The sequence below is a fragment of the Bradyrhizobium sp. WCU1 genome (assembly GCF_053474805.1).
This window is the reverse complement of the sequence record NZ_CM130280.1, coordinates 6,477,855-6,503,850: the sequence shown is the minus strand read 5'-3', so window position 1 is coordinate 6,503,850 and position 25,996 is coordinate 6,477,855. Positions and strand designations below refer to the sequence as shown.

Annotated in this window: 22 protein-coding genes; 8 read left to right on the top strand and 14 right to left on the bottom strand. The window is 64.9% G+C overall.

Features of this window, described 5'->3' with window-relative positions:
* Positions 1-3 precede the first annotated feature (3 nt).
* The 7 genes from fdrA to ACTUWL_RS30355 form a co-directional block, all read right to left on the bottom strand.
* Entirely contained in the window at positions 4-1,512 is a 1,509-nt protein-coding gene (fdrA, locus tag ACTUWL_RS30385; protein WP_021081712.1) for an acyl-CoA synthetase FdrA, read from the bottom strand.
* Entirely contained in the window at positions 1,509-2,759 is a 1,251-nt protein-coding gene (locus tag ACTUWL_RS30380; RefSeq protein ID WP_021081713.1) for a YlbE family protein, read from the bottom strand. The genes fdrA and ACTUWL_RS30380 overlap by 4 nt, the downstream gene beginning before the upstream one ends.
* Positions 2,760-2,769: 10 nt before the next feature.
* A complete protein-coding gene (locus ACTUWL_RS30375; protein ID WP_021081714.1) occupies positions 2,770-2,958 on the bottom strand; it encodes a hypothetical protein in 189 nt (62 codons plus the stop codon).
* Between the two features lie 182 nt (positions 2,959-3,140).
* Entirely contained in the window at positions 3,141-3,974 is an 834-nt protein-coding gene (locus ACTUWL_RS30370; protein WP_299106933.1) for an oxamate carbamoyltransferase subunit AllH family protein, read from the bottom strand.
* A 119-nt stretch (positions 3,975-4,093) separates the two neighbouring features.
* Positions 4,094-6,628: a branched-chain amino acid ABC transporter ATP-binding protein/permease gene (locus ACTUWL_RS30365; protein WP_021081716.1), complete on the bottom strand. Its 2,535-nt coding sequence runs from the start codon at positions 6,626-6,628 to the stop codon at positions 4,094-4,096.
* Positions 6,625-7,500 carry a branched-chain amino acid ABC transporter permease gene (locus ACTUWL_RS30360; RefSeq protein ID WP_021081717.1) on the bottom strand — a complete coding sequence of 292 codons (876 nt, stop codon included), beginning with the start codon at positions 7,498-7,500 and terminating at the stop codon, positions 6,625-6,627. Before ACTUWL_RS30360 ends, ACTUWL_RS30365 begins: the two co-directional genes overlap by 4 nt.
* A gap of 40 nt (positions 7,501-7,540) precedes the next feature.
* Positions 7,541-8,743, bottom strand: coding sequence for an ABC transporter substrate-binding protein (locus tag ACTUWL_RS30355; RefSeq protein ID WP_021081718.1), 1,203 nt, complete (start codon positions 8,741-8,743; stop codon positions 7,541-7,543).
* A gap of 142 nt (positions 8,744-8,885) precedes the next feature.
* On the opposite strand from ACTUWL_RS30355, the gene ACTUWL_RS30350 reads away from it, so the two are divergent.
* From ACTUWL_RS30350 to ACTUWL_RS30340, 3 genes are all read left to right on the top strand, one after another.
* A complete protein-coding gene (locus tag ACTUWL_RS30350) occupies positions 8,886-9,857 on the top strand; it encodes a polysaccharide deacetylase family protein (RefSeq protein WP_021081719.1) in 972 nt (323 codons plus the stop codon).
* A gap of 17 nt (positions 9,858-9,874) precedes the next feature.
* A complete protein-coding gene (locus tag ACTUWL_RS30345; protein WP_021081720.1) occupies positions 9,875-11,077 on the top strand; it encodes an amidohydrolase family protein in 1,203 nt (400 codons plus the stop codon).
* 160 nt (positions 11,078-11,237) lie between these two features.
* The gene (locus ACTUWL_RS30340; protein WP_021081721.1) at positions 11,238-11,975 is read left to right on the top strand and encodes a TetR/AcrR family transcriptional regulator; all 738 of its coding nucleotides are present in this window, start codon (positions 11,238-11,240) and stop codon (positions 11,973-11,975) included.
* A 43-nt stretch (positions 11,976-12,018) separates the two neighbouring features.
* On the opposite strand, the gene ACTUWL_RS30335 is transcribed toward ACTUWL_RS30340, so the two are convergent.
* The 5 genes from ACTUWL_RS30335 to ACTUWL_RS30315 form a co-directional block, all read right to left on the bottom strand.
* On the bottom strand, positions 12,019-13,611 hold the full coding sequence (locus ACTUWL_RS30335; protein WP_021081722.1) for a gamma-glutamyltransferase family protein: 1,593 nt from the start codon (positions 13,609-13,611) through the stop codon (positions 12,019-12,021).
* A gap of 179 nt (positions 13,612-13,790) precedes the next feature.
* On the bottom strand, positions 13,791-14,678 hold the full coding sequence (locus tag ACTUWL_RS30330) for a 2-hydroxy-3-oxopropionate reductase (protein WP_021081723.1): 888 nt from the start codon (positions 14,676-14,678) through the stop codon (positions 13,791-13,793).
* Positions 14,679-14,701: 23 nt separating this feature from the next.
* The gene (hyi, locus tag ACTUWL_RS30325) at positions 14,702-15,487 is read right to left on the bottom strand and encodes a hydroxypyruvate isomerase (RefSeq protein ID WP_021081724.1); all 786 of its coding nucleotides are present in this window, start codon (positions 15,485-15,487) and stop codon (positions 14,702-14,704) included.
* Between the two features lie 39 nt (positions 15,488-15,526).
* Positions 15,527-17,314, bottom strand: coding sequence for a glyoxylate carboligase (gcl, locus tag ACTUWL_RS30320; protein WP_035653233.1), 1,788 nt, complete (start codon positions 17,312-17,314; stop codon positions 15,527-15,529).
* A gap of 181 nt (positions 17,315-17,495) precedes the next feature.
* Positions 17,496-18,344, bottom strand: a complete 849-nt coding sequence (locus ACTUWL_RS30315) for an IclR family transcriptional regulator (protein ID WP_021081726.1) — start codon at positions 18,342-18,344, stop codon at positions 17,496-17,498.
* Positions 18,345-18,574: 230 nt separating this feature from the next.
* Between ACTUWL_RS30315 and ACTUWL_RS30310 the strand changes: the two genes are divergently transcribed.
* From ACTUWL_RS30310 to pyk, 4 genes are all read left to right on the top strand, one after another.
* Positions 18,575-18,988 (top strand): CBS domain-containing protein, encoded by a 414-nt coding sequence (locus ACTUWL_RS30310; protein ID WP_021081727.1) that lies wholly within the window; start codon positions 18,575-18,577, stop codon positions 18,986-18,988.
* Between the two features lie 77 nt (positions 18,989-19,065).
* Positions 19,066-20,082, top strand: coding sequence for a 2-dehydropantoate 2-reductase (locus tag ACTUWL_RS30305; protein ID WP_021081728.1), 1,017 nt, complete (start codon positions 19,066-19,068; stop codon positions 20,080-20,082).
* Between the two features lie 5 nt (positions 20,083-20,087).
* Complete coding sequence (locus tag ACTUWL_RS30300; protein WP_021081729.1) at positions 20,088-20,870, top strand: fumarylacetoacetate hydrolase family protein; 783 nt, start codon at positions 20,088-20,090, stop codon at positions 20,868-20,870.
* Positions 20,871-21,188: 318 nt separating this feature from the next.
* Positions 21,189-22,604, top strand: coding sequence for a pyruvate kinase (gene pyk / locus ACTUWL_RS30295; protein ID WP_021081730.1), 1,416 nt, complete (start codon positions 21,189-21,191; stop codon positions 22,602-22,604).
* A gap of 375 nt (positions 22,605-22,979) precedes the next feature.
* Here pyk and ACTUWL_RS30290 read toward each other — a convergent pair whose 3' ends face one another.
* Positions 22,980-23,129, bottom strand: coding sequence for a hypothetical protein (locus ACTUWL_RS30290; protein WP_021081732.1), 150 nt, complete (start codon positions 23,127-23,129; stop codon positions 22,980-22,982).
* A 421-nt stretch (positions 23,130-23,550) separates the two neighbouring features.
* On the opposite strand from ACTUWL_RS30290, the gene ACTUWL_RS30285 reads away from it, so the two are divergent.
* Complete coding sequence (locus ACTUWL_RS30285; RefSeq protein WP_021081733.1) at positions 23,551-24,636, top strand: alpha/beta hydrolase family protein; 1,086 nt, start codon at positions 23,551-23,553, stop codon at positions 24,634-24,636.
* A 57-nt stretch (positions 24,637-24,693) separates the two neighbouring features.
* Here the strand turns inward: ACTUWL_RS30285 and ACTUWL_RS30280 are convergent, their stop codons facing one another.
* Positions 24,694-25,911, bottom strand: coding sequence for a serine hydrolase domain-containing protein (locus tag ACTUWL_RS30280; RefSeq protein WP_021081734.1), 1,218 nt, complete (start codon positions 25,909-25,911; stop codon positions 24,694-24,696).
* Positions 25,912-25,996 lie beyond the last annotated feature (85 nt).

Below are 25,996 nucleotides of genomic sequence, written 5' to 3'. Positions count from 1 at the left end.
TCCCTATCTCCCCGCATTCTGCACGATGGCGACAGCAAGCTCGCACGCCTGCGCGTTCGACGGCGCAACGACGAATCCTGCCTGCTCGAGTTTCCTGACCTGCGCGGAGCGCCCTTGCGGATCCTGTTCCGTGCCGACGACGGACGCGACCAGGACAGGTGCATCCTGCCCACGATCGGCAACGATCTTGGTCAGATGCTCGGCGGGATCGGCGTGCGCGCCATAGCCGAGCACGAGATCGAGCAGGATCACCGAAAGATCGTGGTTCTTGAGCGCGGCGCGCAACGCATCGTCGCGCACCGACGGGTCGATCATCGGATGCGGCCGGCCACGGGTATATTCGTCGTCGCCAAGGTCGATCAGCCGGTCCCGTCCATCGTTCGGTTCGACGCCGAGCTTCAGCACGCCGGGGATGGCGGCGTTCGACGCCACCTTCCGGCCTGCGGCCGCGAGGATCACCTGGGCTTCGGCACACAACGTACCGCCGGCGAACAAACCTTCGATGCCGCCTCGACCGTTCCGCGGAAGCCGTGACGCAACAGCGTTCGCATCGAAGCCCGCCCCGATCTGCCGGCGTCCCAGTGCCAGCTCCGCGGCGCCCTTCAGCGTCGGCGAGAACCGGGCGTTCGGCGGGAGCTGGACCTCAGACGCACCGATGAAGCACACCGTGTACGACTTCCGGCTTCTGCCGATCCGCTCGAGGACGGCCTTCGCGACATCGGGATGCGGCGGCTTCGAGATCAGCACCACGTGGTCGGTTTCCGGATCGGCATCGAATGCATCGATCGCCATCAGCGTGGTGATGCCGCCGATATCCTTCTTCAGATCGCGCCCGCCGACCCCGATGGCGTGGGAGATTCCCGCGCCGGCTTCCGAGATCAGGCACGAGACCTCCTGCGTTCCGGTCCCCGACGCGCCGATGATGCCGATCCTGCCGCGCCTGATCTTGTTGGCAAACGCCAGCGGCGCGCCGCCGATCACAGCCGTTCCGCAATCAGGTCCCATCATCAGGAGGCCGGCCGCCCGCGCCTGCTGCTTGAGCGACAATTCGTCCCCGAGGGATACGTTGTCGCTGAACATCAGGACATGCAGGCCGCGATTGAGCGCCTTGCGCGCCTCGGCGGCGGCGAATTCGCCGGGAACGGAAATCAGCGCAAGATTGATCTCCGGCCTCGCCTTGACAGCGGCCGCGATCGAGTGCGGCCGCCATGCGGCCTGCGCCTCGCCCTGGGTCTTCGGCTTGTCGAGCGACCTGATCGCAGTGTCGAGCGCTTCGCGGGCGGCGGGCTCGGACTCGGCCTTGACCGCGATCACGAGGTCATTGCCCTTGACCGCAATACCCTCCTCCAGCAGCCCCGCATTGCGCATGATCGCAGCGTTCGACGGCGTTCCCATCATCAACGCAGCCTCGATCACGCCGGGCGAGCCGGCCACCTCACGCGACAGCCGCATCAGCGCGACCGAGTCGAGATAGAATCCCTTGCGTACCTCGTTCAGGACAACGACGTTCATGACACACCCAAATCCTTGGCGATCGCGACGATCGCCTGCTGGAAGCACGCTAGCGGCGCCTTGACCACGCCGGCACCGACCTGGCCGATGCCGGGCTCGCGATGCGCGATGCCGGTGTTGATGACGGGCACCACGCCGGAATCGACGACCAGGCGGATATCGATGCCGGTCGGCACGCCCGCGAAGTCCATCGCGGCGATGGTCCATTCCGGATTCTGCGCGACCGTGATCTCGCCCATCGAGCGGGTGAAGTTGCCGGCCTCGGATGGCGCACCGGCACCGACGAATCCGGCGACGGCCGGCGCCGCCGCCATCGCAAATCCACCGAGACCGATCGTCTCGACGATCGCGGAATCGCCCATGTCCGGATTGGCGTCCTTCTCGGAATAGCCGGCGAAGTACAGGCCTTCCGGCATTTCGACCGGCGCGGTGAACCACTGCTCGCCGAGCCCAGAGACGCGGATGCCGAAATCGGTGCCGTTGCGGCACATGGTGGTGACGATGGTCGAACCGCGAATGCCGTTGGCGGGATCGGTGATCGCCTTGCCCATCGCCATTGCGATGTTGAGGAAGAACTGATCGTTCTGCCCGATGAACGCGAGGCATTCGGCGAGCACGGCGTTGTCCGTCGAGGTGCGCGCCATCCAGGGCGCGATCTCGCGCAGGAAGACGCTCGAGCAGGCGAGATTGCGCTGATGCAATTCGTCGCCCATCGACAAGCCGCGCGCGACGATCGATTTGAGGTCGATGCCGCCGGCGGCACGGATCGCCTTGCCCAGCGTCGGCCCGAACACGTCGCGCAGCCAGGCGAGCCGCTTCAGCACGCTCGCGTCGTTGCCGCCGAAACGCATCACCTTGCCGAGCCCCTCGTTGATCGCGCAATAGGCGCGGTTCGCGAAGCGCGCGTTCTCGACCACGAACAACGGCATCGACATCGTCGTCATGCCGGTCATCGGGCCGACCGCCCCGAAATGGTGGTTCGGGTGAAATTCGATCTCGCCGCTGGCGGCGAGCTTGGTCGCCGCCAGCAGATCCTTTGCCCAGCCCTCGAACACGATGGCGCCGGCGACCGCACCGCGCATCGGGCCGCACATCCGGTCCCAGGAAATCGGTGGTCCGGCGTGGAGGATCATCCGTTCGCGCAGGCCCGGGATCAGTTGACGGGCGGGAACGATGTCGATCAGCCGAGGCTCCCCTTCGAGAATCCGGGTGAGCGCCTGCTGGTTTGCGTCCTCGATCAGCTTCATCGGTGCGCCCTCACACACCGAGCTTCGCGAGCAGGGCCGCCATCTGCGGATCGCCGCCGGCCGAAGGTTTCCAGTCGACGTGAACGACGCTGATGTCGCAGTCGCGAAGGTCCTTCACGAACCCCTCGAGCCCGACATTCACGACCTCGACCTTGCGCGCCAACAATTGCTGATACTGCGGCCTATCCTGATCCGTCATCGTCTCCGCCCTAACAAAGTTCGTTTTCGTTACGTCGAACTAATAAGAAAACACTTACTTAGTCAAGACCGGATTCTCGGGAAATGCGAAATCTTCGATGCGAAGGAAATTCCGCTAAAAAAATGCTCCGAACTTCGTTCGGAGCAGTCTGGGAGAACTCGAAATTCTAATCGGTGACGGCGTCAGCGTCCGCGTAGTTCGTGGCGCAGCACGATCAGACTGCCCGCGAATGCATCCTGGCCGGATGTATGCCCGATCGCCGAGAGCGCCGTGAGCGCGCGACGAAATCCGGCGCGCTCGCCGCTCATCGTTGCATGAATGGCGTCGTGCAGCGCTGCTGCGCCGTACCCCAGCGCCGCCGCACGCAAATGGATTCGGCTGATGTCATTGGTGCCGTCAAGCAGCGCGCGGCATCGGTCCCACAATGCGTCGCGACATTCGGTGCGCCCCAGCGCAGCCAGCGCGATCAGCGCGCCGCCGATCAGATCATCGCCGGACGGTGTCAGCCCCGGCCCGAGACCGATCAAGCTGCCAAGCCCCGACTCGCGATCCGCATCGGGCGCGCCGGACAGGATTTGCTCCAGCGCAGCAAGACCGGGCATCGCAGCGCGAACGAGGAGAGACGCATCGCCTGGAACACGTCCGGAGCCGACCACGGCGAGACCTTCCGCAATCAGTTTACCGCCCCACACCGCATCGACCGCATCAAGCCCGCGTTGCAGGCTGCCGATCGACCAATGGGGTGCGGCGCGCGGCGCCCAGACGGACCGCGAAGCAAGATTCGCCAGCGGCACGCCTGCGATCCACAGCATGGAGTCGGCGACCCGCACGGGATCGCCGACCACAAGTCGCGGCCATCGGAAATCACCGAGGACATGCAATGGACCCGATCCGATGCCGGCCTGTCCGACGCAGATCCAGATCCCGTCGATGACGGCGTAGAACGAACGTTCGAACGCGGCGACGACCTGCCCAGCGGCGCGATCGCGAAGCGCCCGGTCGGCAAGCAGCCCCACCTCCACACGATCGCAGACGGACGGTGCGGGCCCGGGACGCCGCTCGTCTCGTGCTCCCATGCGACCGGCCTGCCTTCCGTCAGCTTCGCGGCCTCCGACCAACATCCGCCCTCGCCTCCTCAGCGTGCCTGCGCCGCGAAGCGCTGCGCTGCGCCGGCCTGGGCCTCGCCGCCCAGATAGGCCGCCTCGAGCAGCGGATCCTCGGCAATGATGTCGGCGGGGCCACTCTTCAGGATCGAGCCGGTCTCCAAGAGATAGGCCCGGTCGGCCAACGCGAGCGCGTGGCCCGCCATCTGATCGACCACCATGATGGTCATGCCCTCGCTGCGCAGCCGCTCAAAGGACGCAAACAATTCGTCGACGACGAGCGGGGCGAGGCCGAGCGACGGCTCGTCCAGCATGAAGATCTTCGGCCCGGTCAGCAGTCCGCGCGCCACCGCGAGCATCTGCTGCTCGCCGCCGGACAACAGGCCGGCGCGCTGGTCGATGCGCTCCTTCAACCGCGGGAAGCGCACGAACATCGCCTCGATCTCAGCATCGAGGTCGAGGCCCTTGCGCGCATAGGCGCCGAGCTCGAGGTTCTGCTTCACCGTCAGTTCCGGAAACACCTGCCGTCCTTCCGGCACCAGCACAACGCCCGAGCGGGCACGCACATGCGCGGGCATCGTGTCGATGCGCGTCTCGGCGAGCCGGACTTCACCGATGGATCGCGGCGGTTCGAGACCGGCGATCGACCGCATCAGGGTGGTCTTGCCGGCGCCGTTGGCGCCGAGCACGGCAACCGCCTCGCCGGGCGCGACCACCAGATCGATCCCGTTCAGGGCGCGCGACAGGCCATAGAACGAATCGAGTGCCTTGACCTCGAGTGCGGTGCCCTGCCGCGCCGGCCGCGGCGCGCGGCTCTGCTCACCCGGCGAGGCATCGCCCAGATAGGCCTTGCGGACCGCCGGATCGTTGCGGATCGCCGTTGCATCGCCGATCGCGATGCGCTTGCCGCCGTCGAGCACGACGATGAGATCGCTGAGCGACATGATCATCGGCATGTCGTGCTCGACGATGATGACGGCGATCCCGAGATCGGCGATCCGCCGCAACAGTGCGGTCAGGCGCTGCTTGTCGCCCTTCGAGAGACCCGCCGCGGGCTCGTCGAGCAGCAGGATGCGGGGCCGCAGCGCCAGCGCACGTGCGATCTCGACCAGCCGCTTCTCGCCATGCGACAGCGAATCCGCAAGCCGGTCGACGTCGCCGTCGACACCGGCAAAGCGCAGCAGGAGCCTGGCGAATCCCTCGGTCTCCGCGTTGCGCAGCGCAGAGACAAGACCGCCAAGACGGCCGACCCGCTCGGCGAGCAGGATGTTCTCCAGGATCGTGAGTGAGCCGAACAATTGCGTGGTCTGGAACGTGCGCGCCACGCCGACCCGCGCCAGCAGATGCGACGTCATGCCCGTGACATCGCGATCGCCGAGCATCACCGTTCCCGCCTGCGGCCGGTAGAAGCCGCAGAGCAGGTTGAGCGCGCTGGTCTTGCCGGCGCCGTTGGGACCGATGATGCTGGTGACGGCGCCGGGCGCCGCCCTAAACGACACACCCTGCACGGCACGCACGCCGCCGAACGAGATCGAGAGATCCGTCACGTCGAGCCCCGCCGCGTTGTGCGTTTCGAGGATCGCCGCATCGACATGCGCCGCCGCGATCGCGGGCTCCGCGACGGGCTTGCGCGCCGGCCGGAATTTTGCCGCGAGCTGCTCCACGAGGCCGACGATGCCGGAGGGGGCGGCGCGCAGCACGACGAACAGCAACACGCCGAAGGCCAGCAGGCGATACTCGGCGAGATCCGACAGCGCTTCCGGCAGCAGCACCACCAACGCGGCGCCGATCACCGGGCCGAGCGCGGAGCCGGCGCCGCCGACCATCACGCCGAACAGCAGCAGCACCGATTGCAGGAACGGAAACGAGCTCGGGCTGATATAGCCCTGCAGCGGCGCGAACAGCGCGCCGGCCAGCGCCATCGCTGCGGCCGAGATCACGAAGGCCACCGCGCGGACCTGCACCAGGTCGATGCCGAGCGAGCGCGTCGCCACCTCGGTGTCGCGGGCGGCGCGCATGGCATAGCCCCAGCCGCTGCGCTTCAACCGCTCGAACAGGAACAGGCCGGCAAACACCAGCACGATGCCCGCGATAGCCAGCGAACGCTCCGACAGCGCATAGCCGAACACGCTCGGCGGCGCGCTCAGCATCAGGCCGTTGCCGCCGCCGGTGAGATCGCGCCACTCGATCGTGACATGTTCGACAATGAAACCAAAAGCAATCGTCACCATCGCCAGATACGGCCCACGCACGCGCAGCGCCGGCAGCGCAAGCAGGCCGCCGACGATGCTGACCAGCACGATGGCGCCCGCCGTCGCGGCGAGGTAGGGCCAGCCGGCCTTCTCCATCAGCAGCACTGTGGTGTAGGCACCGATCGCCATGAAGCCGATATGGCCGAGCGATATCTGGCCTGCGAGGCCGAGCAGGACGTTGAGCCCGATGCAGGCGATCGCGGTCAGCGAAATCGTCGCGATCAGGAACACGGCGTAGCTGTCCGCGACCGCGGCATAGAAGATAGCAATCGCGAATGCCGCGACCGCGACCAGAAGGGAAGCGCGAGAGATCATACCTTCTTAACTCCAGCTCGGCCGAGCAGCCCGTGCGGCATGATGACGAGGATGACGATGACGGACGCGAACGTGATGATCTGGGTGTAGACCGACCCGAGATAGTTGGTCGCGAACACCTCGATCAGGCCAAGGCACAGTCCGGCCAGCATGACGCCCCAGGCGCTGGCGAGACCGCCGATGATCGCGGCGGCGAACGCCTTGATGCCGAACAGCGTGCCCATCTCCGAGGAGACGTTGAGCAGCGGCGCAATCAGCAGCGCGGCGACGCCTGCCAGCATCGCCGACACCGCGTAGCTCGCGGCGATGGCGCCGCTGACATTGATGCCCATCAGCCGTGCGGCATTGGGATTTTGCACCACCGCAAGCATCGCGACGCCATGCCGGGTGCGGCGGCTGATCAGATGCAGGGCCAGGGCGAGCAGCAGGCCGACCACGGGAATCAGGAGCTGCAGCGGGTAGACCCCTGCCCCTTCCACGATCTGGATCGGCTTGGCCGCGAGCACCGACGGGAAGCTGCGCGGCTCCTTGCCGAACACGAACAGCATCACGTTGTCGACGATGATGCCGACCGCAACCGTCGCCATCAACCAGTTGTCCGACCCGCGCTGCACGAACGGACGAACCGCGTAGCGCTCGATCAGAACGCCGTAGACGGCGCAGACCAGCAGCACCGCGGGGATGCCGATCGCGGCCGGCCAGCCCCACACGACGAGGAAGAAGTATCCGGCAACGGCCCCCAGGGTCATCGAGCTGCCCTGCGAAAAGTTGACCGTGCCGGACACGGCGTAAGTGACGTGAAAGCCCAGCGCGAGCAGACCGTACATGCTCCCCAGCGCCATTCCGGTTATTATCGCCGAAAGAAACGACATCGATGATCACCCCGATCTGCTTGCTGGACGACCGCTGCCGTCAGTTCTTGAATGGCAGGATGTGGTTGTCTTCGAAGTGGGCCCAGATGTAGTCCTGCGCCGTCAGCGCATCGTGCTTGTCCTGGGCGAACGGCTTTTCATAGGTCTTGATCAGGCCTTCCAGCCGGTCGATCCCGTAGAAGCCGTCACGAATCGCGGTCGGATCGGTGCTGCCGGCCTTCTGGATCGCACCTGCGATCACCAGCACGCTGTCATAGGCATTGGCGAAGCCGACCGCCGGGGTCACGTCCGCGGGCCCCTTGATGTCGGGATACTTCGCCTGCAGCTCGGCGAGCACGCGCTTGCCGACCGGCGAGAGGTTGCCGAAGAAGCTGTAGGTCTGGACGAACACGACGCTCTCGGCGCTCGGCCCGGCAAGCTCGGTGAAGCGGCCGCCGGCCGGTCCCCAATGCGACACGATCGGCGGCGACCAGCCCATCCGATCGAGCGACTTCACGACCTGCGAGGATGGACCGACATTGCCGACCAGGAACAGGGAATCGGCGCCCGCCTGCTTGAGCCGGGACAATTGCGCGACGACGTCGACATCGTTCGCCTCGAACTTCTCGACGCCGGCCGGTTCGATCCCGGCGGCCTTCAGCGCGGCGCGCAGGCCGTGCTCGTTCGATTCGCCCCAGGGATTGTTGACGAGGATGAGGCCCGGCTTCTTGGCCGCGAAGGTCTTGCCGGCGAACGCGACGATCGCCTTGTCGACCTCGTCGTCCATCGCCGAGACGCGGAACACGTAGTTGGACGCCGCGCCGTTCTGCGTGATGTTGGTTCCGGCGGCCCATGGCACCACGAACGGCATCTTGACGTTGTTGACAAACGGCACGATCGCAAGCTGGACCGGCGTATCGAGACCGCCGAGCAAGACCGCGACCTTCTCGCGCTGGATCAATTCGCGCGCCGCGGTCAGCCCCTTTGCGGGATTGCTTTCGTCGTCACGGCGCACCAGCTCCAGCGGCCGGCCGAGCACGCCGCCCTTCGCGTTGATCTCCTCGATCGCAATCGTGGCGCCGCGGGTCAATGCTTCGCCGGCGCGGGCCGACTGCCCCGACAGCGCCGTGACCAGGCCGATCTTGATCGGGTCGGCCGCCTGCGCGCGCTGGGCAAACGGCAGCGAACCGACGAGAATGGCGAGCGCGCCCTGCAAGACAACGCGGCGGCACAACCCGGTAATGGGGGTACAAGCGTGGTTCATTTCTGCAATTCCTCCCGCTCCGACGGCTCCCTTGCCGCCCCTGGTCCGCGGCCGCCGTTTCCGCGGCCTTGACGGAAGTAAAAACTTTCTTCACAAATTGGCGAATGTCAAGCGGCCGATCGCGCGCCGAATGGAGATTGCGATGCAGCGGGAGATTGGAGCGGAACCGGAACGAGCCGTGCTCGGCGATGCAACATCTGCGCAACCACCTGATCCGGCGCGCGGTCTCGTCTCTCATGACCGCTACCGCTACAGCGCGATCACGCGCCGTCCCGATTTCGTCTGGCCGAACGGCAAGCGGCTGGCGGTCTACATCGCGCTCAACCTCGAGCACTTCGCGTTCGGCGACGGGCTCGGCGCCGAGCTCTGCCCGGGCGGCCCGCACCCGGACGTCCTCAACTACGCCTGGCGCGACTATGGCAACCGGGTCGGCGTGTGGCGGCTCATCGATCTGTTCGACGAACTGAAACTGCCGCTCTCCGTACTCGCAAACAGCAGCATCTATCACTATTGCCCGGAAGTGATGGACGCCTTTCGCGCGCGCGGCGACGAGGTGGTCGGCCATGGCCGGACCAATTCCGAACGCCAGGGTGTGCTCTCCCCGGCCGATGAGCAGCGACTGATCGAGGAGGCGACGGATGTCATCGCGCGCGCCGAGGGACGGCGGCCGCTCGGCTGGCTCGGTCCGTGGATCTCGCAATCCGCCGTGACCCCGGACCTGCTCGCCGAAGCCGGCTACCACTACCTGCTCGACTGGTGCATGGACGATCAGCCGGTGTGGTTCTCGACACGGGGTGGCGGACGCATCCTGTCCGTCCCATATCCGCAGGAACTGAACGACATCCCCTCGATTGTCGGGCGCAAGGACAGCGGCGAGCAGTTCGCGACCATGATCGCGGACAGTTTCGAGGAGATGCTGGCGCAGTCCACCAAGCAGTCACTGGTGATGGGCATCGCGCTGCACCCCTACCTGGTCGGCCAGCCACACCGGCTGCGGCCGCTGCGGCGCGCCCTGCAGGCGATCGTCGCAAGGCGCAACGACATCTGGATCACCACCGCGGGCGAGATCGCGGCATTCTCTCGCGCCCTGCCCGACGGCATCGTGCCGACATAAGAAACTGGAGACCTCAATTGACCGCCATCGACACACTGTTCCAGAACGCGCGGCTGACTGATGGCCAGCTGGTCGAAATCGCCGTCAGCGGCGGCAAGATCGTTGCGATCTCGCCGTCCCGGCAAAGTTACGGCGCAGTCGGCGACACCCATGATCTTGGCCGGCGCCTGGTGCTTCCCGGCATGGTCGAAGGTCATATCCACCTCGACAAATGCTTCATCGGCGACGACTGGAAGCCGCATCGGCCCTGCACCGCGGGCTTCAGCGTGCGCGAGCGCGTCAAATTCGAGAAGGAAGCGCTCGCCGGCGCCAAGCCGATTTCCGTTCGGGCAGCAGCCCTGATCGATCTTTGCGTCTCGCAAGGCACGACGCACATGCGCAGCCACGTCGATGTCGACGCCGCGGTCGGCCTGCAGCATTTCGAAGCGATCGCAGCGGCACGGGAGGCGCATCGCGAGAAGGTTTCAATCCAGATCGTCGCGTTTCCCCAGAGCGGCATCCTGACCTCGCCCGGAACAGCCGCATTGCTCGAAGACGCAGTTCGCGCCGGCGCCGACCTGATCGGCGGACTTGATCCCGCAGGCCACGATGGAGACGCCGCCGGCCATCTCGACGTCGTCTTTGGCATCGCGGAGCGGCATGGCGTCGGCATCGATATTCACCTGCATGACGGCGGTCTGCAGGGCATCGCGGAGATTGAGGAAATCGCGCGACGGACCAAAGCGTCGGGGCTTGGCGGCAAGGTCGCGATCAGTCATGCCTACGCGCTCGGCGAAGTGGCCGCTGACGTCGCTCAACGGACCGCGCAACAGCTCGCCGAATCCGGCGTCGCCATCTTCACCAATGCGCCGGGCTCGCACGCATTTCCGCCCGTGCTGCTGCTTCGCGATGCCGGCGTCAATGTGTTCTCCGGCAACGACAACATCCGCGATTCCTGGTGGCCCTACGGCGACGGCGACCTGCTCGAACGCGCAATGATGGTCGGCTATCGCTCCGGGTTCAACACCGACGATCAATTGGTCGCGGCCTTCGACATGGTGACGGCCAACGCGGCGCGTGCGCTCTGCCTCCGGGATTACGGCCTCACGGTCGGCGCGGCGGCGGATTTCGTCGTGCTGGATGCACGGCACGTCCAGGAAGCGGTGGTCGCGCGTCCGAAGCCGCGCGACGTCTACAAGGCCGGCCGGCTCATCGCCCGTGGCGGCGTGGTGGTGATCTAAGGCGCCCGGAAGCAGTGAACAGGGAGGAATCGCCCTTGACGAACAGCCGCAATGCCGATCTCAATCCGGGCTGCTTGCGCCGGGAACCGGACCGCTGCCCTTTGTGGCCTGATGCGGCCGTGCCTTGCGTGACTACCCGAGCCCAGGCAAGGTTGACGCCGTGACAGAGACGACAGCACAGACCAGCCCCACCCGCAGCACGACCCGCGGAAAACGTCCGCGCGACTCCGCGCTCACCAAGGAGGCGATCCTGCGCGCGGCGACCTTCGAGTTCTGCCACAATGGCCTCGGGGGTGCACGCGTGGAGGCCATTGCGCAGCGCGCCAAGGCCAACATGCGCCTGCTGTACGCCTATTTCGGCGACAAGAACGGGCTCTACATCGCGGTCCTCGAGGACGTCTACACCGAGATCCGCGCCGCCGAACAGCAGCTCAAGCTGGATGATCTCGAGCCGATCGCCGCGATGAGCGAGCTGATCGATTTCACCTTCACGTTCTTCGGGCAGCACCAGAACTACATCGCCCTGATCAACACCGAGAACCTTCAACGCGGGCGCAACATGCGCAAGTCGCGCAAGATCGCCGATCTCACTCTGCCCCTGGTCGCAAGCATCGAAAGCATCCTGCGGCGCGGTGTGGCGGCGGGCCTGTTTCGCAGCGACGTCGATCCGATCCAGCTCTACGTCTCGATCACGGCGATGAGCTATTTCCACGTGTCCAACCGCTACACGCTGTCGGCGATGTTCGACCGGGACCTCGGCGATCCGGACTGGCTTGCGCTGCGGCGCGAGCATGCGCAGGACATGATCCTGACCTGGCTGACGGCGCCCGTTGGGGAACGCAAGTCAAGGTCTGCGGGATCGAAGGTGACCGCGCAACCCCGCAAGCCGTCGCGCTAGCGGGCGCGGCGCACGATACGGCATCGTGCGCCGGGAATGCGGCTCAGCGGGTCGCAACGACACCGTCGCTGCGCGGATCGCTGGCCCCTTCCATCAGGCCATCCGGATGCCAGACGATCGCGCCGGCGTGTCCCATGAACTCCTCGAACGGGCCGGTCACCTGAATGTCGTGGCCGAGCGCGCGTAGCCGCTCGATGATCGCCGGGTCGAAGCGGGATTCGATCTTCAGATTGTTGTTTTCCTCGCCCCAGGTGCGACCGAGCAGCCACCGCGGCGCGGTGATCGCTGATTGCAGCTCCTGGCCGTGCATGGCGTAGCGGCTGAAGATCGCGGCCTGGGTCTGCGGCTGCCCCTCTCCGCCCATCGTGCCATACGAGATCAACCGCCCATCGCCGAGTTCGGCCATCGCCGGCTGGATCGTGTGGAATGGCAAGCGCCCCGGGTCGAGCCTGTTGGTATCGCTCTCGCCGAGCCCAAAGCTCGTCCCGCGGTTTTGCCAGGTGACGCCGGTCTCGGGCAGGATGACGCCCGAACCGAACTCCCAGTACACGCTTTGAATGAAGCTGACGCTGAGCCCATTGCGATCGGTCGCAGCAAGCCACACCGTGTCGCCCTGCTTGGACGGATCGGGCCACGGCGCAGCGCGGCTATTCGATACTGTTTGATGCAGCGCGGCCAGCGACTGCTCGGACAGGAATTCAGCGGCCGCGCGCTTCATGTAGTCGGGATCGGTGACATGGCCGTTGCGAATCCGGAACGCGGCCTTGGTGCATTCGACGAGCCGGTGCAGATGATCGACGCCGTCGGCCTCATCAGCGATGCGCCGGGCATAGAGCGCCAGGATCAGCAACGAGGCCAGCCCCTGCGTCGGCGGCGGCATGTTGTAGATCTTGTGTCCGGACACCTCGACCGAGAGCGGCGTCACCAGCGACGCCTGATGCCGTTCCAGATCGGCCAGCCGCAGCGGGCTGCCCGCCCGTTCGAGGTCGGCCGCCATCGAGCGCGCCAGTTCGCCGTGATAGAAATCAAAGAGGCCCGCTTTGGCCAGCCGCCGCAACGTCTCGGCGACGCGAGGCTGGCGCAGCCGCGCACCGACCGCAAGCGGCGCGCCTTGCGGCAGATAGACCTCGGCATAGCCGGGCACGTTTTCGAGCTCGTGCCGCTTCTTGCCGATGTTTTCATGCAGCGTGCTGGTGACGGCGACGCCGTCCTCAGCATGGCGGATCGCGGGCTCGAGCAGCCGCGCCAGCGGCAACCGGCCGTCATGACGATCGCGGCTGAGTTCATAGGCCTTCTGCCAGCCGTCGACGGTGCCGGCGACGGTGAGCGCAGCGAGCGGGCCGCGGCCGGGAATGCTGCTGCAACCGCGCGCGCGATACCAGTCGCGATCGGCGGCCATCGCGGAGCGTCCGCAAGCCTGGATCCCGACCGGCGGAGAGCCGGCGCGACCGACGAGCCAGAAGCTGTCGCCGCCGAGTCCGTTCATGTGGGGATAGACCACGGCAATCGTCGCCGCCGAGGCGATCATCGCCTCGATGGCATTGCCGCCTTCCGACAACACCGCGAGTCCAGCCTGCGCCGCGAGGTGGTGCGGCGCGGTCACCATGCCGCCATAGCTTCGCTTTGTCTGCAACATCAGCCCGTTTCTCCAAGGCCGGTATGTAATAATATTTTTACTTACCGTGTCAAGGAGCTAAAGATCCTTCCCTCGGATGCAGGGGTTCGTCGCCTGGCGCGACGCCCCCTCACCCGCCGGACCAGCATGGCATCGCCGGAGGCTGGCCGTTGAAGTTCATCCATTGCCCCGGGTGAGGCTCAGGCAGCCGCGACCTCGTGGCCCGCCATGACTTCCAGCGCCTTCAAGATCGCCGAATGGTCCCAGGCTTTGCCGCCGAGCGCGGTACAGGTGTTGAACAGCTGCTGGGCAGCTGCCGTACCTGGCAGCGACAACCCGAGTGCCCGCGCGCCTTCGAGCGCAAGGTTGAGATCCTTCTGATGCAGCTCGATGCGGAAGCCTGGATCGAAGTTGCGCTTGATCATGCGGTCGCCATGCACCTCGAGGATCCGGGACGAGGCGAAGCCGCCCATCAGCGCCTTGCGCACCAGCGCGGGATCGGCGCCCGCCTTGGAGGCGAACAGCAGGGCCTCGCTCACCGCCTCGATGGTCAAAGCCACGATGATCTGGTTCGCAACCTTGGTGGTCTGGCCGTCGCCATTGCCGCCGACATGGGTGACGTTCTTGCCCATCGTCTCGAACACCGGCTTCATCGCATTGAACGCCCGCTCGCGCCCGCCGACCATGATGGTCAGGCTTGCCCCCTTGGCACCGACCTCGCCACCGGAGACCGGTGCGTCGAGATAGTCGGCGCCGAGCGCATCGATCTTGCGGGCGAACTCCTTGGTCGCCAGCGGCGAGATCGAGCTCATATCGACCACGATCATGCCCTTGGAGACGCCCTCCGCGACGCCGCCCTCGCCGAACAGCACGGCTTCGACATGCGGCGTATCCGGCACCATGATAATGACGGCGTCCGCCTCCTGCGCGACTTGCTTGCCGGACTCGCAGGCGATGCCGCCGGCAGCAATCAGCTCCGGCGCGAGCGGCGTGACGTCGTGCAGGAACAGGCGATAGCCCGCTGCCAGGAGGTGGCTCGCCATCGGACGTCCCATGGTGCCGAGCCCGATGAATCCTATGTCCTTCATTGTCGTCGCTCCTGTCCGCCGGATTAAGTCACGAGAGTGTGTGCGGCGTGCCAGGCAAGGCTCTCGAGCGTGGTCGACCGCGGCTTGTATTCGCATCCGATCCAGCCCCGATATCCGATGCTGTCGAGATGCTTGAACAGATAGGGATAGTTGATCTCGCCGGTGCCCGGTTCGAAACGGCCCGGATTGTCGGCGAGCTGGACATGCGCGATCCGGCCGAGATGCTTCTGCAGCGTTCGTGACAGATCACCTTCCATGATCTGCATGTGATAGATGTCGTACTGGATGAACAAATTGGGTGAGCCCACGTCGGCAATGAGCTGCACCGCCTGTTCCGTCCCGCTCAGGAAGAAGCCGGGAATATCGAGCGTGTTGATCGGTTCGATGAGAAGCTTGATGCCATGCTGCGCGAGCGCGCCGGCAGCGAAGCGCAGATTGGGCACCAGGACTTCGCGCAGCTCCGCCGCGTCCGCGCCAGTGGGAGCGATGCCGACCAGGCAGTTCAGCTGCCGGCAGTCCAGTGCCTTCGCGTAGTCGATCGCGCGCACCACGCCGTCGCGGAATTCATCGACCCGGTCGCGCAGGATCGCAATGCCCCGCTCGCCGGCAGCCCAATTGCCGGCCGGCAGATTGTGCAGCACCTGGGTCAGCCCAGAGCGCGCCAATTCCTCGCGCAACGCGCCTTTCTCGAACTCGTAGGGAAACAGATACTCGACAGCATTGAAGCCGGCGGCCTTGGCGGCTGCGAACCGGTCGAGGAACGGCAGCTCGTTGAACAGCATGGTGAGATTGGCGGCAAATTGAGGCACGGGTCGGATCTCCGCTTGGGGCAGCGCTGGATGATGTCGTCAGGCCGGCAACAGCGTGCCGGTTCGTTGTGCGCTCGGCACGTCATCGAGCGGAAGATCGAGCACCTCCTCGAATTCGACGATGTTGTCGATCTCCGTTCCCATCGCGATGTTGGTGACCCGCTCGAGGATGAACTCGACCACCACGGGCACGCGGTGCTTCACCATCAGCTCGCGCGCTGTCGCGAATGCGGCCTGCGCGTCGTTCGGATCGGTCACGCGGATCGCCTTGCAGCCCAGCCCTTCCGCGACGGCCACATGGTCGACGCCGTAGGCGCCGATCTCGGGCGCGTTGATGTTCTCGAACGAGAGCTGGACGTGATAGTCCATGTCGAAGCCGCGCTGCGCCTGCCGGATCAGCCCGAGATACGAATTGTTCACGACCACGTGGATGTAGGGCAGATTGAACTGCGCCCCGACCGCGAGCTCCTCGATCAGGAACTGGAAATCGTAGTCGCCCGACAGCGCGACGATGTCGCGGTCGGGATCGGCGGCGCGCACGCCGAGCGCGGCCGGCAGCGTCCAGCCGAGCGGACCGGCCTGCCCGGCGTTGATCCAGTTGCGCGGACGATAGACGTTGAGGAACTGGGCGCCCGCGATCTGCGACAATCCGATCACAGTCACGTAGCAGGTGTCGCGGCCGAACGCCTTGTTCATTTCCTCGTAGACGCGCTGCGGCTTGATCGGGATGTTGTCGAAATGGCTCTTGCGCAGCATCGAACGCTTGCGGTCGCGACAGGCTGCGGGCCAAGCCTGCCGGTCGCGCAGTCTGCCGGACTTCCGCCACTCGCGGGCGACGCTAACGAACAGTTCCAGCGCGGCCTTGGCGTCCGACACGATACCGAGGTCCGGATTGAAGACCCGCCCGATCTGCGTCGGCTCGATGTCGACATGGACGAATTTGCGACCCTTCGTATAGGTCTCGATCGAACCGGTATGCCGGTTGGCCCAGCGGTTTCCGATGCCGAGCACGAAATCGGATTCGAGCATCGTGGCGTTGGCGTAGCGATGGCTGGTCTGCAGGCCGACCATGCCGGCCATCAGCGCGTGATCATCGGGAATCGCGCCCCACGCCATCAGCGTCGGGACCACCGGCACGTTGACAGCTTCGGCGAAGGAAACCAGGAGCTCGGATGCATCAGCGTTGATCACGCCGCCGCCGGCGACGATCAGCGGCCGCTCCGCGGCGTTGAGCATCTCGAGCGCCTTCTCGACCTGCTTGCGCGTCGCCGTCGGCTTGTAGACCGGCAGCGGCGAATAGGTCTCATCGTCGAACTCGATCTCGGCCAATTGAACATCGAGCGGCAGATCGATCAGCACCGGTCCCGGCCGCCCCGAGCGCATGACATGGAAGGCCTGGCTGAACACCCGCGGCACCAGCGCCGGCTCGCGCACCGTGACGGCCCATTTCGTCACCGGCTTTGCGATCGCCTCGATGTCGACGGCCTGGAAATCTTCCTTGTAGAGCCGCGCTCGCGGCGCCTGGCCGGTGATGCAGAGGATCGGAATCGAATCCGCGATCGCCGAATAGAGGCCGGTGATCATGTCGGTTCCGGCGGGGCCCGACGTGCCGATGCAAACGCCGATGTTGCCCGCGTTCGCCCTGGTATAGCCCTCCGCCATATGCGAGGCACCTTCGACGTGCCGCGCCAGAACATGCCGGATCGAGCCGTTGCGCTTCAATGCGGAGTAAAGCGGGTTGATCGCGGCGCCGGGAACGCCAAAAGCGCAAGTGATCCCCTCGCGTTCCAGTATGCGGACTGCCGCATCCACCGCTCGCATCTTCATCTGATGATCCCGCTTCGCTTGAGTTGGCCTGAGCAGGATCATCAGCGCCACGACCATCGATCTCAACGCAATCGACGGGATTTTCCGCGCTGTGGCAGCGCTCGCGATTTCTTGCCTGTCTCCAAGCGATTAGCACCGGCGACGCAATGGAAACCGGCAACGACGGGAAAGCCGGCGGGCTTCACGCCTGCGGCTGCGCAGGGCTGCTGCCGCGCAGCTCCGCCGTGAGCTCGGCTGCGATCTTGTGCACGGTGGCTCCGATCTCCGGCAGGCGGTCGTCCGTCATCCGATCCGCCATGCCCGACACCGAGACCGCAGCGAACGGCTCGCTGCAATCGTTGAAGACGACCGCGGCCACGCAGCGCAGGCCGAGCCGGGCCTCTTCATCGTCCACCGCATAGCCCTGGCGCCGCACGATCTCCAATTCCCTGAACAGCTCACCCGGTCGAATGATCGATTTTTCGGTCAGGCGCGGCATGCCGCGACGGCGGATGATCGCAGTGACATCGGCATCGGAATAGGCGGCCAGCACCGCCTTCCCTACTCCCGAGGCGATCAAGGCGACGCGTCCGCCGACCTTGGTCAGCGAGCGCATGATCTCCCGGCTTTCGATACGGGATACGACGATGATGGATTCATCATCGACCACCGCAAGATTGGCGGTCTCCCTGGTCTGGTCGCGCAGCTTGCGCAGATAGGGCAAGGCCCGCGCGGAAAAATTGCGCCGGCGCATGAAGGTCGAGCCGACCACGAAGCTCTGCGCACCGATATGCCATTTCGACTCCTCGCGGTCGAACTGCACGAACCTGCGGTTCTCCAGCGTGGTCAGCAGCCGATGCGCCGTCGACGGCGGCAAGCCGATGCGGATCGCAAGATCGGTCAGCCGATAGCCTTCGTCGTCCTCGGCAAGCGCTTCCATGATTTGCAGCGCGCGATCGACGGATTGCACGCCGCCGTCTCGCGCGTCCGGATCCGGCTGTGCACGAACATCGGGATCGGACGGCTTGCGGCGGATCGGCTCTCTTTTCATGACGACCTGCCCCCAACCGGTTGTGGTTCAGAACGAAATCGCTCGCCGGAAACGAGCGTCAGAGTTGGCATATGGCATGCCAAACGACGTCGGAGTCAAGGCGACAATACTGGCAAGTAGGTCAGCATTTTTGCCGTTCTTATCGAAGTAGGCTTCAATTCTTCTATTTGACTTCTGGAATAATGTATACCAAGATTGTTCCTTAACAACCCAACCGGGAGGACCATATCATGTTCGTTGGGGACATCCTTCGCACCAACCGTGCGCCCGCGGTGACGATCGGCTCAAGCGAAACCGTGAGCATCGCGGCCAACCTGATGTACGCCAGCAATGTCGGCGCACTCGTGGTCAGGAACGTCTCGCGCAGCGTCGACGCCGCCGTCGTCGGAATGTTCAGCGAGCGCGACGTGGTCGCCGTGATCGCCGAGCGCGGCACTGGTGGCCTTGCCGCAAAAGTCGCGCAGTTCATTTCGCCGCGGCCGTTGGTGTCCTGCACGTCGCAACACAGCCTCACCGAGGTCGAGCATATGATGGGCCGTCACGACGTCCGCCATATCCCGGTCATCGACAACGGCCGGCTCGTCGGCGTCGTGAGCATGCGGGACATCAGCCTCGCGTTCGAGGAGGCCGACTGCGCGGCCTGACCGACATCTAAGGCATTGCCACCCGTTTCGAGCCGTTGCGGCTCGAGCCGTGTCCCCATTCTGCTCGCGAGGATTTCATGAAGATCTGCATCTACGGCGCCGGTGCCATCGGCGGCTATCTCGGTGTCGAATTGATGCGCGCTGGCGCCGATGTCAGCTTGGTCGCACGCGGCGCGCACCTCGCCGCGATGCGACAGAACGGCTTGAAGCTGCTGATCGGCGACGAGGAGCGCGTGGTGCATCCTCGTTGCACCGATAACCCCGCCGAACTCGGCGAGCAGGATTTCGTCATCATCTGCCTCAAGGCGCATTCGATCACCGGCGTCATCGAACCGATGCGGCCCCTGCTGGGTGAGCGGACTCGCATCGTCACCGCCGTCAACGGCATTCCCTACTGGTATTTTTACAGGCATGGCGGCCGGCACGAAGGATCGACGCTCGAGAGCATCGATCCCGGCGGACGGCAGTGGAGCGAACTTGGCGCTGCCCGCGCCATCGGTTGCGTGGTGTACCCGGCCACCGAAATCGAGGCGCCCGGCGTGATCCGCCACGTCTACGGCAACAACTTTCCGCTCGGCGAGCCTTCCGGCGAGATCACGCCCGACGTCCAGCGGCTGTCCGATCTGTTCACCTCGGCGGGCATGAAGGCGCCGGTGCTCGACCGCATCCGCGACGAGATCTGGCTCAAGCTGTGGGGCAATGTCTGCTTCAACCCGATCAGCGCCCTCACCCACGCGACCCTCGACGTGATCTGCAGCAATCCCGGCACCCGCGCGCTGTCCCGGGCGATCATGCTGGAAGCGCAGGCGATCGCGGAAAGCCTCGGCGTCAAGTTCCGGGTCGATGTCGAACGCCGCATCGAGGGCGCACGCAAGGTCGGCGCACACAAGACCTCGATGCTGCAGGATCTCGAGCGTGGACGTCCCGTCGAGATCGATCCGCTGATCACCGTGGTGCAGGAGATGGGCCGGATGACCGACATTGCGACGCCCGCCCTCGACGCGGTGCTGGCGCTGGTGGCGCAGCGCACCAGGCTGGCCGGCCTCTATGACGGGGCGGCCGGCGCCGAAGCACAATCGCTTGCGGTGGCGTGATCGTGATGGCCAATGTGACGCGCTGGGTCCGCTTTCGCCACGATGCCGAAATCGGCTACGGACAACTCACTTCGTCCGGCATCGCCGTGCACGCAGGGGAGATGTTCGGCGACACCCGACCGACCGGACAGACGTTGACGCTCGACGAGGTCGAACTGCTGGCGCCGGCTCAACCAAGCAAGGTCATCGCGCTCTGGAACAATTTTCACGCTCTTGCGGCGAAGCTGAAATCACCTGAGCCGCCCGAACCGCTGTACCTGCTGAAAGCGGTGACAAGCGTGACCGAGCCCGGCGCCGTGATCACGCGCCCGGTCGGCTACGACGGCAAGACCACCTACGAAGGCGAGCTCGGCATCGTCATCGGCAAGCGCTGCACGGCAGTCGCCCCCGAACAGGCCGACGCCTTCATCTTCGGTTACACCTGCACCAACGACGTCACCGCCGCGGATATCCTCAATCGCGATCCGACGTTCCCGCAATGGGCGCGGGCCAAGAGCTTCGACGGATACGGCCCCTTCGGTCCCGTCATCGCCTCGGGCCTCGATCCCGCGCGCCTCGTGGTTCGCACCATCCTCAACGGCGTCGAGCGCCAGAACTACCCGATCGCGGACATGATCTTCAGCGCGCAGGCGCTGGTCAGCAAGATCTCGCACGACATGACGCTGTTGCCGGGCGACCTCATCTGCTGCGGGACTTCGATCGGCGTCGGCGTGATGAAGGAGCCGGTCAATACGGTCACCGTCGCGATCGACGGGATCGGCGAACTGACCAACGAATTTCGTCAGTAGGCGGCGGCAGGACGACGGCCTGACGCCGGACCAAACGACCAACAGCTGCTTTGGGAGCGCACATGATCTCCAGCACGAAACCGGCAACGTCGCCAGGCGGGCCTGGGTGCTGAACGCATTCGCCGCGTCTGTCGTCATGCTTTATGCCGCGGCCATTGTCGCGGGCATCGGCGCCGGCGCTCGCGCAAAGCTGGTCCTCGGCGGAATACCGGAGGCATCGGCGTCTTACGATAGTCTCAAGAAGACGCCATAATACGAGACCTATCGGCCGGCGCCTCACGATTGATTGCAGCCGGCAAGCCAGCAATGAGGTGACCCATGCGTCGTCATCGACGGGCCAAGATCGTCGCAACCGTCGGCCCCGCGAGCAGTTCTCCCGAGATGCTCAAGGCACTGCTGCTGGCGGGCGTCGATACATTCCGCCTGAATTTCAGTCACGGAACCCAGAGCGACCACGCGACCGTCCACGCCGCGATCCGGAGACTGGAACAGGACGTCGGCCGTCCGATCGGCATTCTGATGGATCTTCAGGGCCCGAAGATCCGCGTCGGCACCTTGCGCGACGGCAAGATCAGCGCGGCGGCCGGAGAGACCATCCGGTTCGTGCTGTCCGGGTCGGATGGCGACCGATCGGCGATTCCGCTGCCGCATCGGGAAATCTTTGCGGCGGTGGCTCCCGGCCACGACCTTCTGATCGACGATGGCCGGGTGCGCGTTCGCGTCATTGGTCTCGGTGACGATTTCATCGAAGCCAAGGTGATTGTCGGTGGCACGATCTCGAACCACAAGGGCGTCAATCTGCCGGGGACGGTGCTCGATCTTTCGCCGCTCACCACCAAGGACCGCCTCGATCTGGAGTTCGGCCTGAAGCTGGGCGTCGACTGGGTCGCCTTGTCGTTCGTGCAAAAGCCCTCCGACATCATCGAGGCGAGAAGCCTCGTCGGCGACCGCGCCGGCCTGATGGCCAAGATCGAGAAGCCGGCGGCGCTCGAGCGGATCGACGACATCATCCAGCTGTGCGACGCCATCATGGTTGCGCGCGGAGACCTCGGCGTCGAAATTCCGGATGAGGACGTGCCGGGGCGTCAGAAAGAGCTGGTACGGGCGTGCCGTCTCGCGGTGAAGCCCGTGATCGTCGCCACGCAAATGCTGGACTCGATGGTCGCCGCGCCGACTCCGACGCGCGCGGAGGTCTCCGACGTTGCGACCGCGATCTACGACGGCGCAGACGCAGTGATGCTGTCGGCGGAATCCGCGACGGGCCGCTATCCGCGCGAGGCCGTCGAGATGATGGATCGCATCATCCGCAGCACCGAACAACACAAGATGTATCGCTCGATCGTCGAGGCGACCCAGCCCGGCGAGGAGCAGACGCCGCCGCATGCCGTCGCGACGGCCGCTGCGGACCTCGCCTCCGTGGTTCACGCCGCGGCCATCGTGGCCTACACGTCGAGCGGCACCACCGCCGCGCGCGTCGCACGCAAGCGGCCGAGCCTGCCGATCCTCGCCATCACTCCAAGCCGCGAAGTGTCCCGCCGCCTGTGCCTGCTGTGGGGGGCTCACAGCGTCCTTTCCGACGATGTCGGGAGCTATGAGGAGATGGTCGAGCGCGCGACGGCCCTCGCGCGTGCAGAGCAGTTTGCATCAAGCCGCGACCTGCTGGTCGTCGTCGCCGGCATTCCCTTTGGACAAGCGGGAAGCACCAACAATCTGCGGGTCGTTTCGCTCCCCTGATCGAGCGGCGCCCGAAACTCAGGGCATGGCGCCAAACCAAATCACGAGCGCGAACATCACCAGCAGGGCGACGGTGATGATCGCTTCGCTCGTGGGTATTCGCTTCATGGGCAGCCTCCGCGCGCGGGAGCGGGATGCTGCGACGGGGCGGTGGTTCACATCAGCAAACACCGCCCGCTTAAAATGCATGCGGACGGCGTCGGCTCTAGCCCCAGGAAGGAAATGCAAAATCCCGGTAGCGACTAGGTCTACACATCGGGGCCGAAAGTTCACGTGACGATCGGGATACTCCAAAGGGTGTAGGGATCGCCGACCGCAAAGGACGTCATTGAACCTATTCTCGGCGCCGTCAGCGCCTCTCGCCCGGTACCGCCGTTAGCGCCAAGACCCGTCCGGGCCAAGGGGCAAAGTCGGATGGTCGCGGTTGTTCTCGTCGGGCTTAATGCTGAACCCCTGTCGAAACGCGAACCAGATGAAGCCGCCGAGTGCGACCATACAGATCGGCGCAAGAATCCAGTCGGGCATGGCGTGGTCCTCCAGTCTACCGACAGTTTGGTCGCCGCTATCCTGGGCCAAGTTCAATACGGATGTCGCGCGCCGTGACAGCGCGCCCAGACCGGCACCAAAAAGCGCCGCGCGGCGCGAACCAAAGCCCAGATTTTATCCGAGGGAGCAGCAGCGCCTTCGCCCAAATGGAGCCGGCACCGTGCCGCAAGCGATTGAAAACACTGGAGCGGGTGAAGGGAATCGAACCCTCGTATTCAGCTTGGAAGTCGCCGCATTCTGCAATGTTATCAAGAGCCATTCTGACATTTCTCAGCTTCTTGGGCGATTGAGATCGCTCCAGAGTTTCGCTTTGTCGGAATGGCGACGGGTTTAGCCCTTCGCCCGATTGGTCTAACCATGTACCGTCAATCGAAGGACAAGACATTCAAAGGAGCAAGACATGCGGGCTGTCCACTCGGGCCAAAATGGTCTCACTCGTTTGCTCGCTGGCGTCACCGTTGGTTTCGGGATCTATTCCGGTTCTGCGCTGGCTCAGGACGTGCTGCGGACCGCTCCGTATCCCGTTGGGGTGACGCAGCTCGAATATGTCGATCCGTCCGAGGGCGGCCGGCCTCTGAACTTGATGCTGATCTATCCGGCGGTCCCGGCTACAACCGCCGTTCCTTTCAAGATTTTCCTGGCCACCAATCTGAACCTTTACAAGGACGCGCCCGTCGTGTCCGATGGCGTGAAGCGTCCACTTGTCATGTTCTCGCACGGGGCGGGCGGCAACGGTTCGGGTTATGCCTGGTTCGGCGAATACCTCGCCTCTCACGGCTATCTCGTGGCGATGCTGTATCACTTCCGGGCCAACACCTTCGACTCCAGCGCGCTCTACGTGCGCAGCAGGATCTGGCAGCGCCCGCGCGATCTCAGTCTGGATATCTCCCATCTTCTTCAGGACAAGGTTTGGGGACCGCATATCGAGCCAAGCCAGATCGGCGTGGCGGGACATTCACAGGGAGGATTCACTTCGCTCTGGATCGGGGGCGCCAAGGTCAATCCGGAACTTTTCCTGAAGTTTCAGCGCAGCTGGAAGGACAATGAGGCGGTGCCGGCCTATATCCGCGAGCAGATGAAGCTTGATGCCGAACCCGCCCGCGACCTGCGCGACGATCGGGTCCGGGCGGCCTTCGCGATGGCGCCGGGCGATATCCGGGGGTTCGGCATGGACGAGGCCGGGCTACGGCAAATGGCGATCCCGACCTATCTCATCGTCGGAGCCGGCGACACGACAACACCATCTGATGAAAACGCAGCCTTTGCGGCGAAATACATCCCGCATGCTCACTTGGACGTGCTGCCCGGTCCGGTCAGCCATGAGATCTTCGGCAATGAGTGCGACCAGGTGGGACGCGATAACTTTCCCGAAACCTGCAACGATACTCCCGGCGTGGACCGGGTCAAGCTGCACGAATACATCGGCAACGCCGCGTTGCAGTTCTTCGATTCGAACCTCCGCGTGCGGAGAGAGAGCCCGAAATGACGTGCCCGATCGCCGCTCTTGCGGCCTGATAGCCGGAAGAAGCCTGTTCGCCGACGCCTATTTCGCGTCACCCCGCACGATGTCATAGATGACACCCACGAGGTCGTGGAGCTTGTCCGCTTCGGCCGCCGGCTGCGAGTTCGTCTGGAGCGTAATCATCAGTTCTTCCTTTTCGAACCACACATAGAGCGTTCGGTAGCCGAGCGTCTCGCCCTGATAAAACCAGTGTGCGCCAAACGATCCGAGAACTGCCTTGCCGAGACCGAGCGAGAATCCGCGCGGATCGTCTGCCGTTACGTCTGCGATCGGCTCACCCGTCCTGATCGACACGAGTGCCATCCATTCCGCCTGCTGCTTCGGCGGCACCACGCGTCCTTTGAGCACGGCGCGCATCCAGCGGTCCACATCGCGCGCGTCGGCGATCGCGCCACCTGCCGCCTGAGCCCATGAGGTGCTCATCCCGCGAACGTCACCACCCATCAGCGCGTGATTCCAGGACTGGGTGCATTTGGGTTGATAATCGGCGCAGGCAGGGTTGTCGAAATAGCCGTGCGCCAGGCGATCGGTCACCGGGTCCGGATATGTCCCGTTTTCGTAGAACGTGCTGTGCAACCCGAACGCTTCGATAATCATGTGGTGCACGAGATCACGATAAGACTGGCCGGCTGCCTTTGCCGCGATCATGCCGGCGAGGATGTAGTTGGTGTTCGAATAATGGTAGCCTTTGCTCTTAGGCAGGTCGCCGCTTCCGGCAGGATAGACGAGGTCTATCAGGTTTTCGGCACTCAGCTCGCGCGTGGGATCGTTGATCCATATGCGGGACATGGCTTCGGTCTCGGAGTAGTTCGGGATGCCGCTCGTCATGTTGAGGAGACGCTGGATCGTCACATCCTTCCACGCCGGATATTGCGGAAGCCATTTGCCAAGCGCGTCGTCGATGGACAGCTTGCCCGCAGCCTCGAGCTTCAGGATCAAGGCCGCCGTGAAGGACTTCGACGTGCTGCCCATCTGGAACAGCGTGCCCTGCCGGACCGGAGCATCCTGCGGACCGCTGCCGATCTTTCCGGCGAACGCCTCGATAGCCGGGCCGGTGTCCCCGAAGCTGACGTAGGCGGCAACTCCCGTCACCTTCTCAGCTGAGCTGCGGTCGGCCAGCCATGCGTCCAAGGCCGCCTGGATTTTGGCGATGTGGGTTGAATCCGCTTGTGCGCCCGAAGCCGCGAGGATCATCAGGCCTGCCGCGACCATCGCCGCCGCCCATTTGCCTCCCAACATGGTGCCTCCTTCGGCATACCCCGCAGCAATGTATCGCCACATCAACGTCGCCGCTACGCCGTGGGCGTAAACCGGCGCCGAAGCA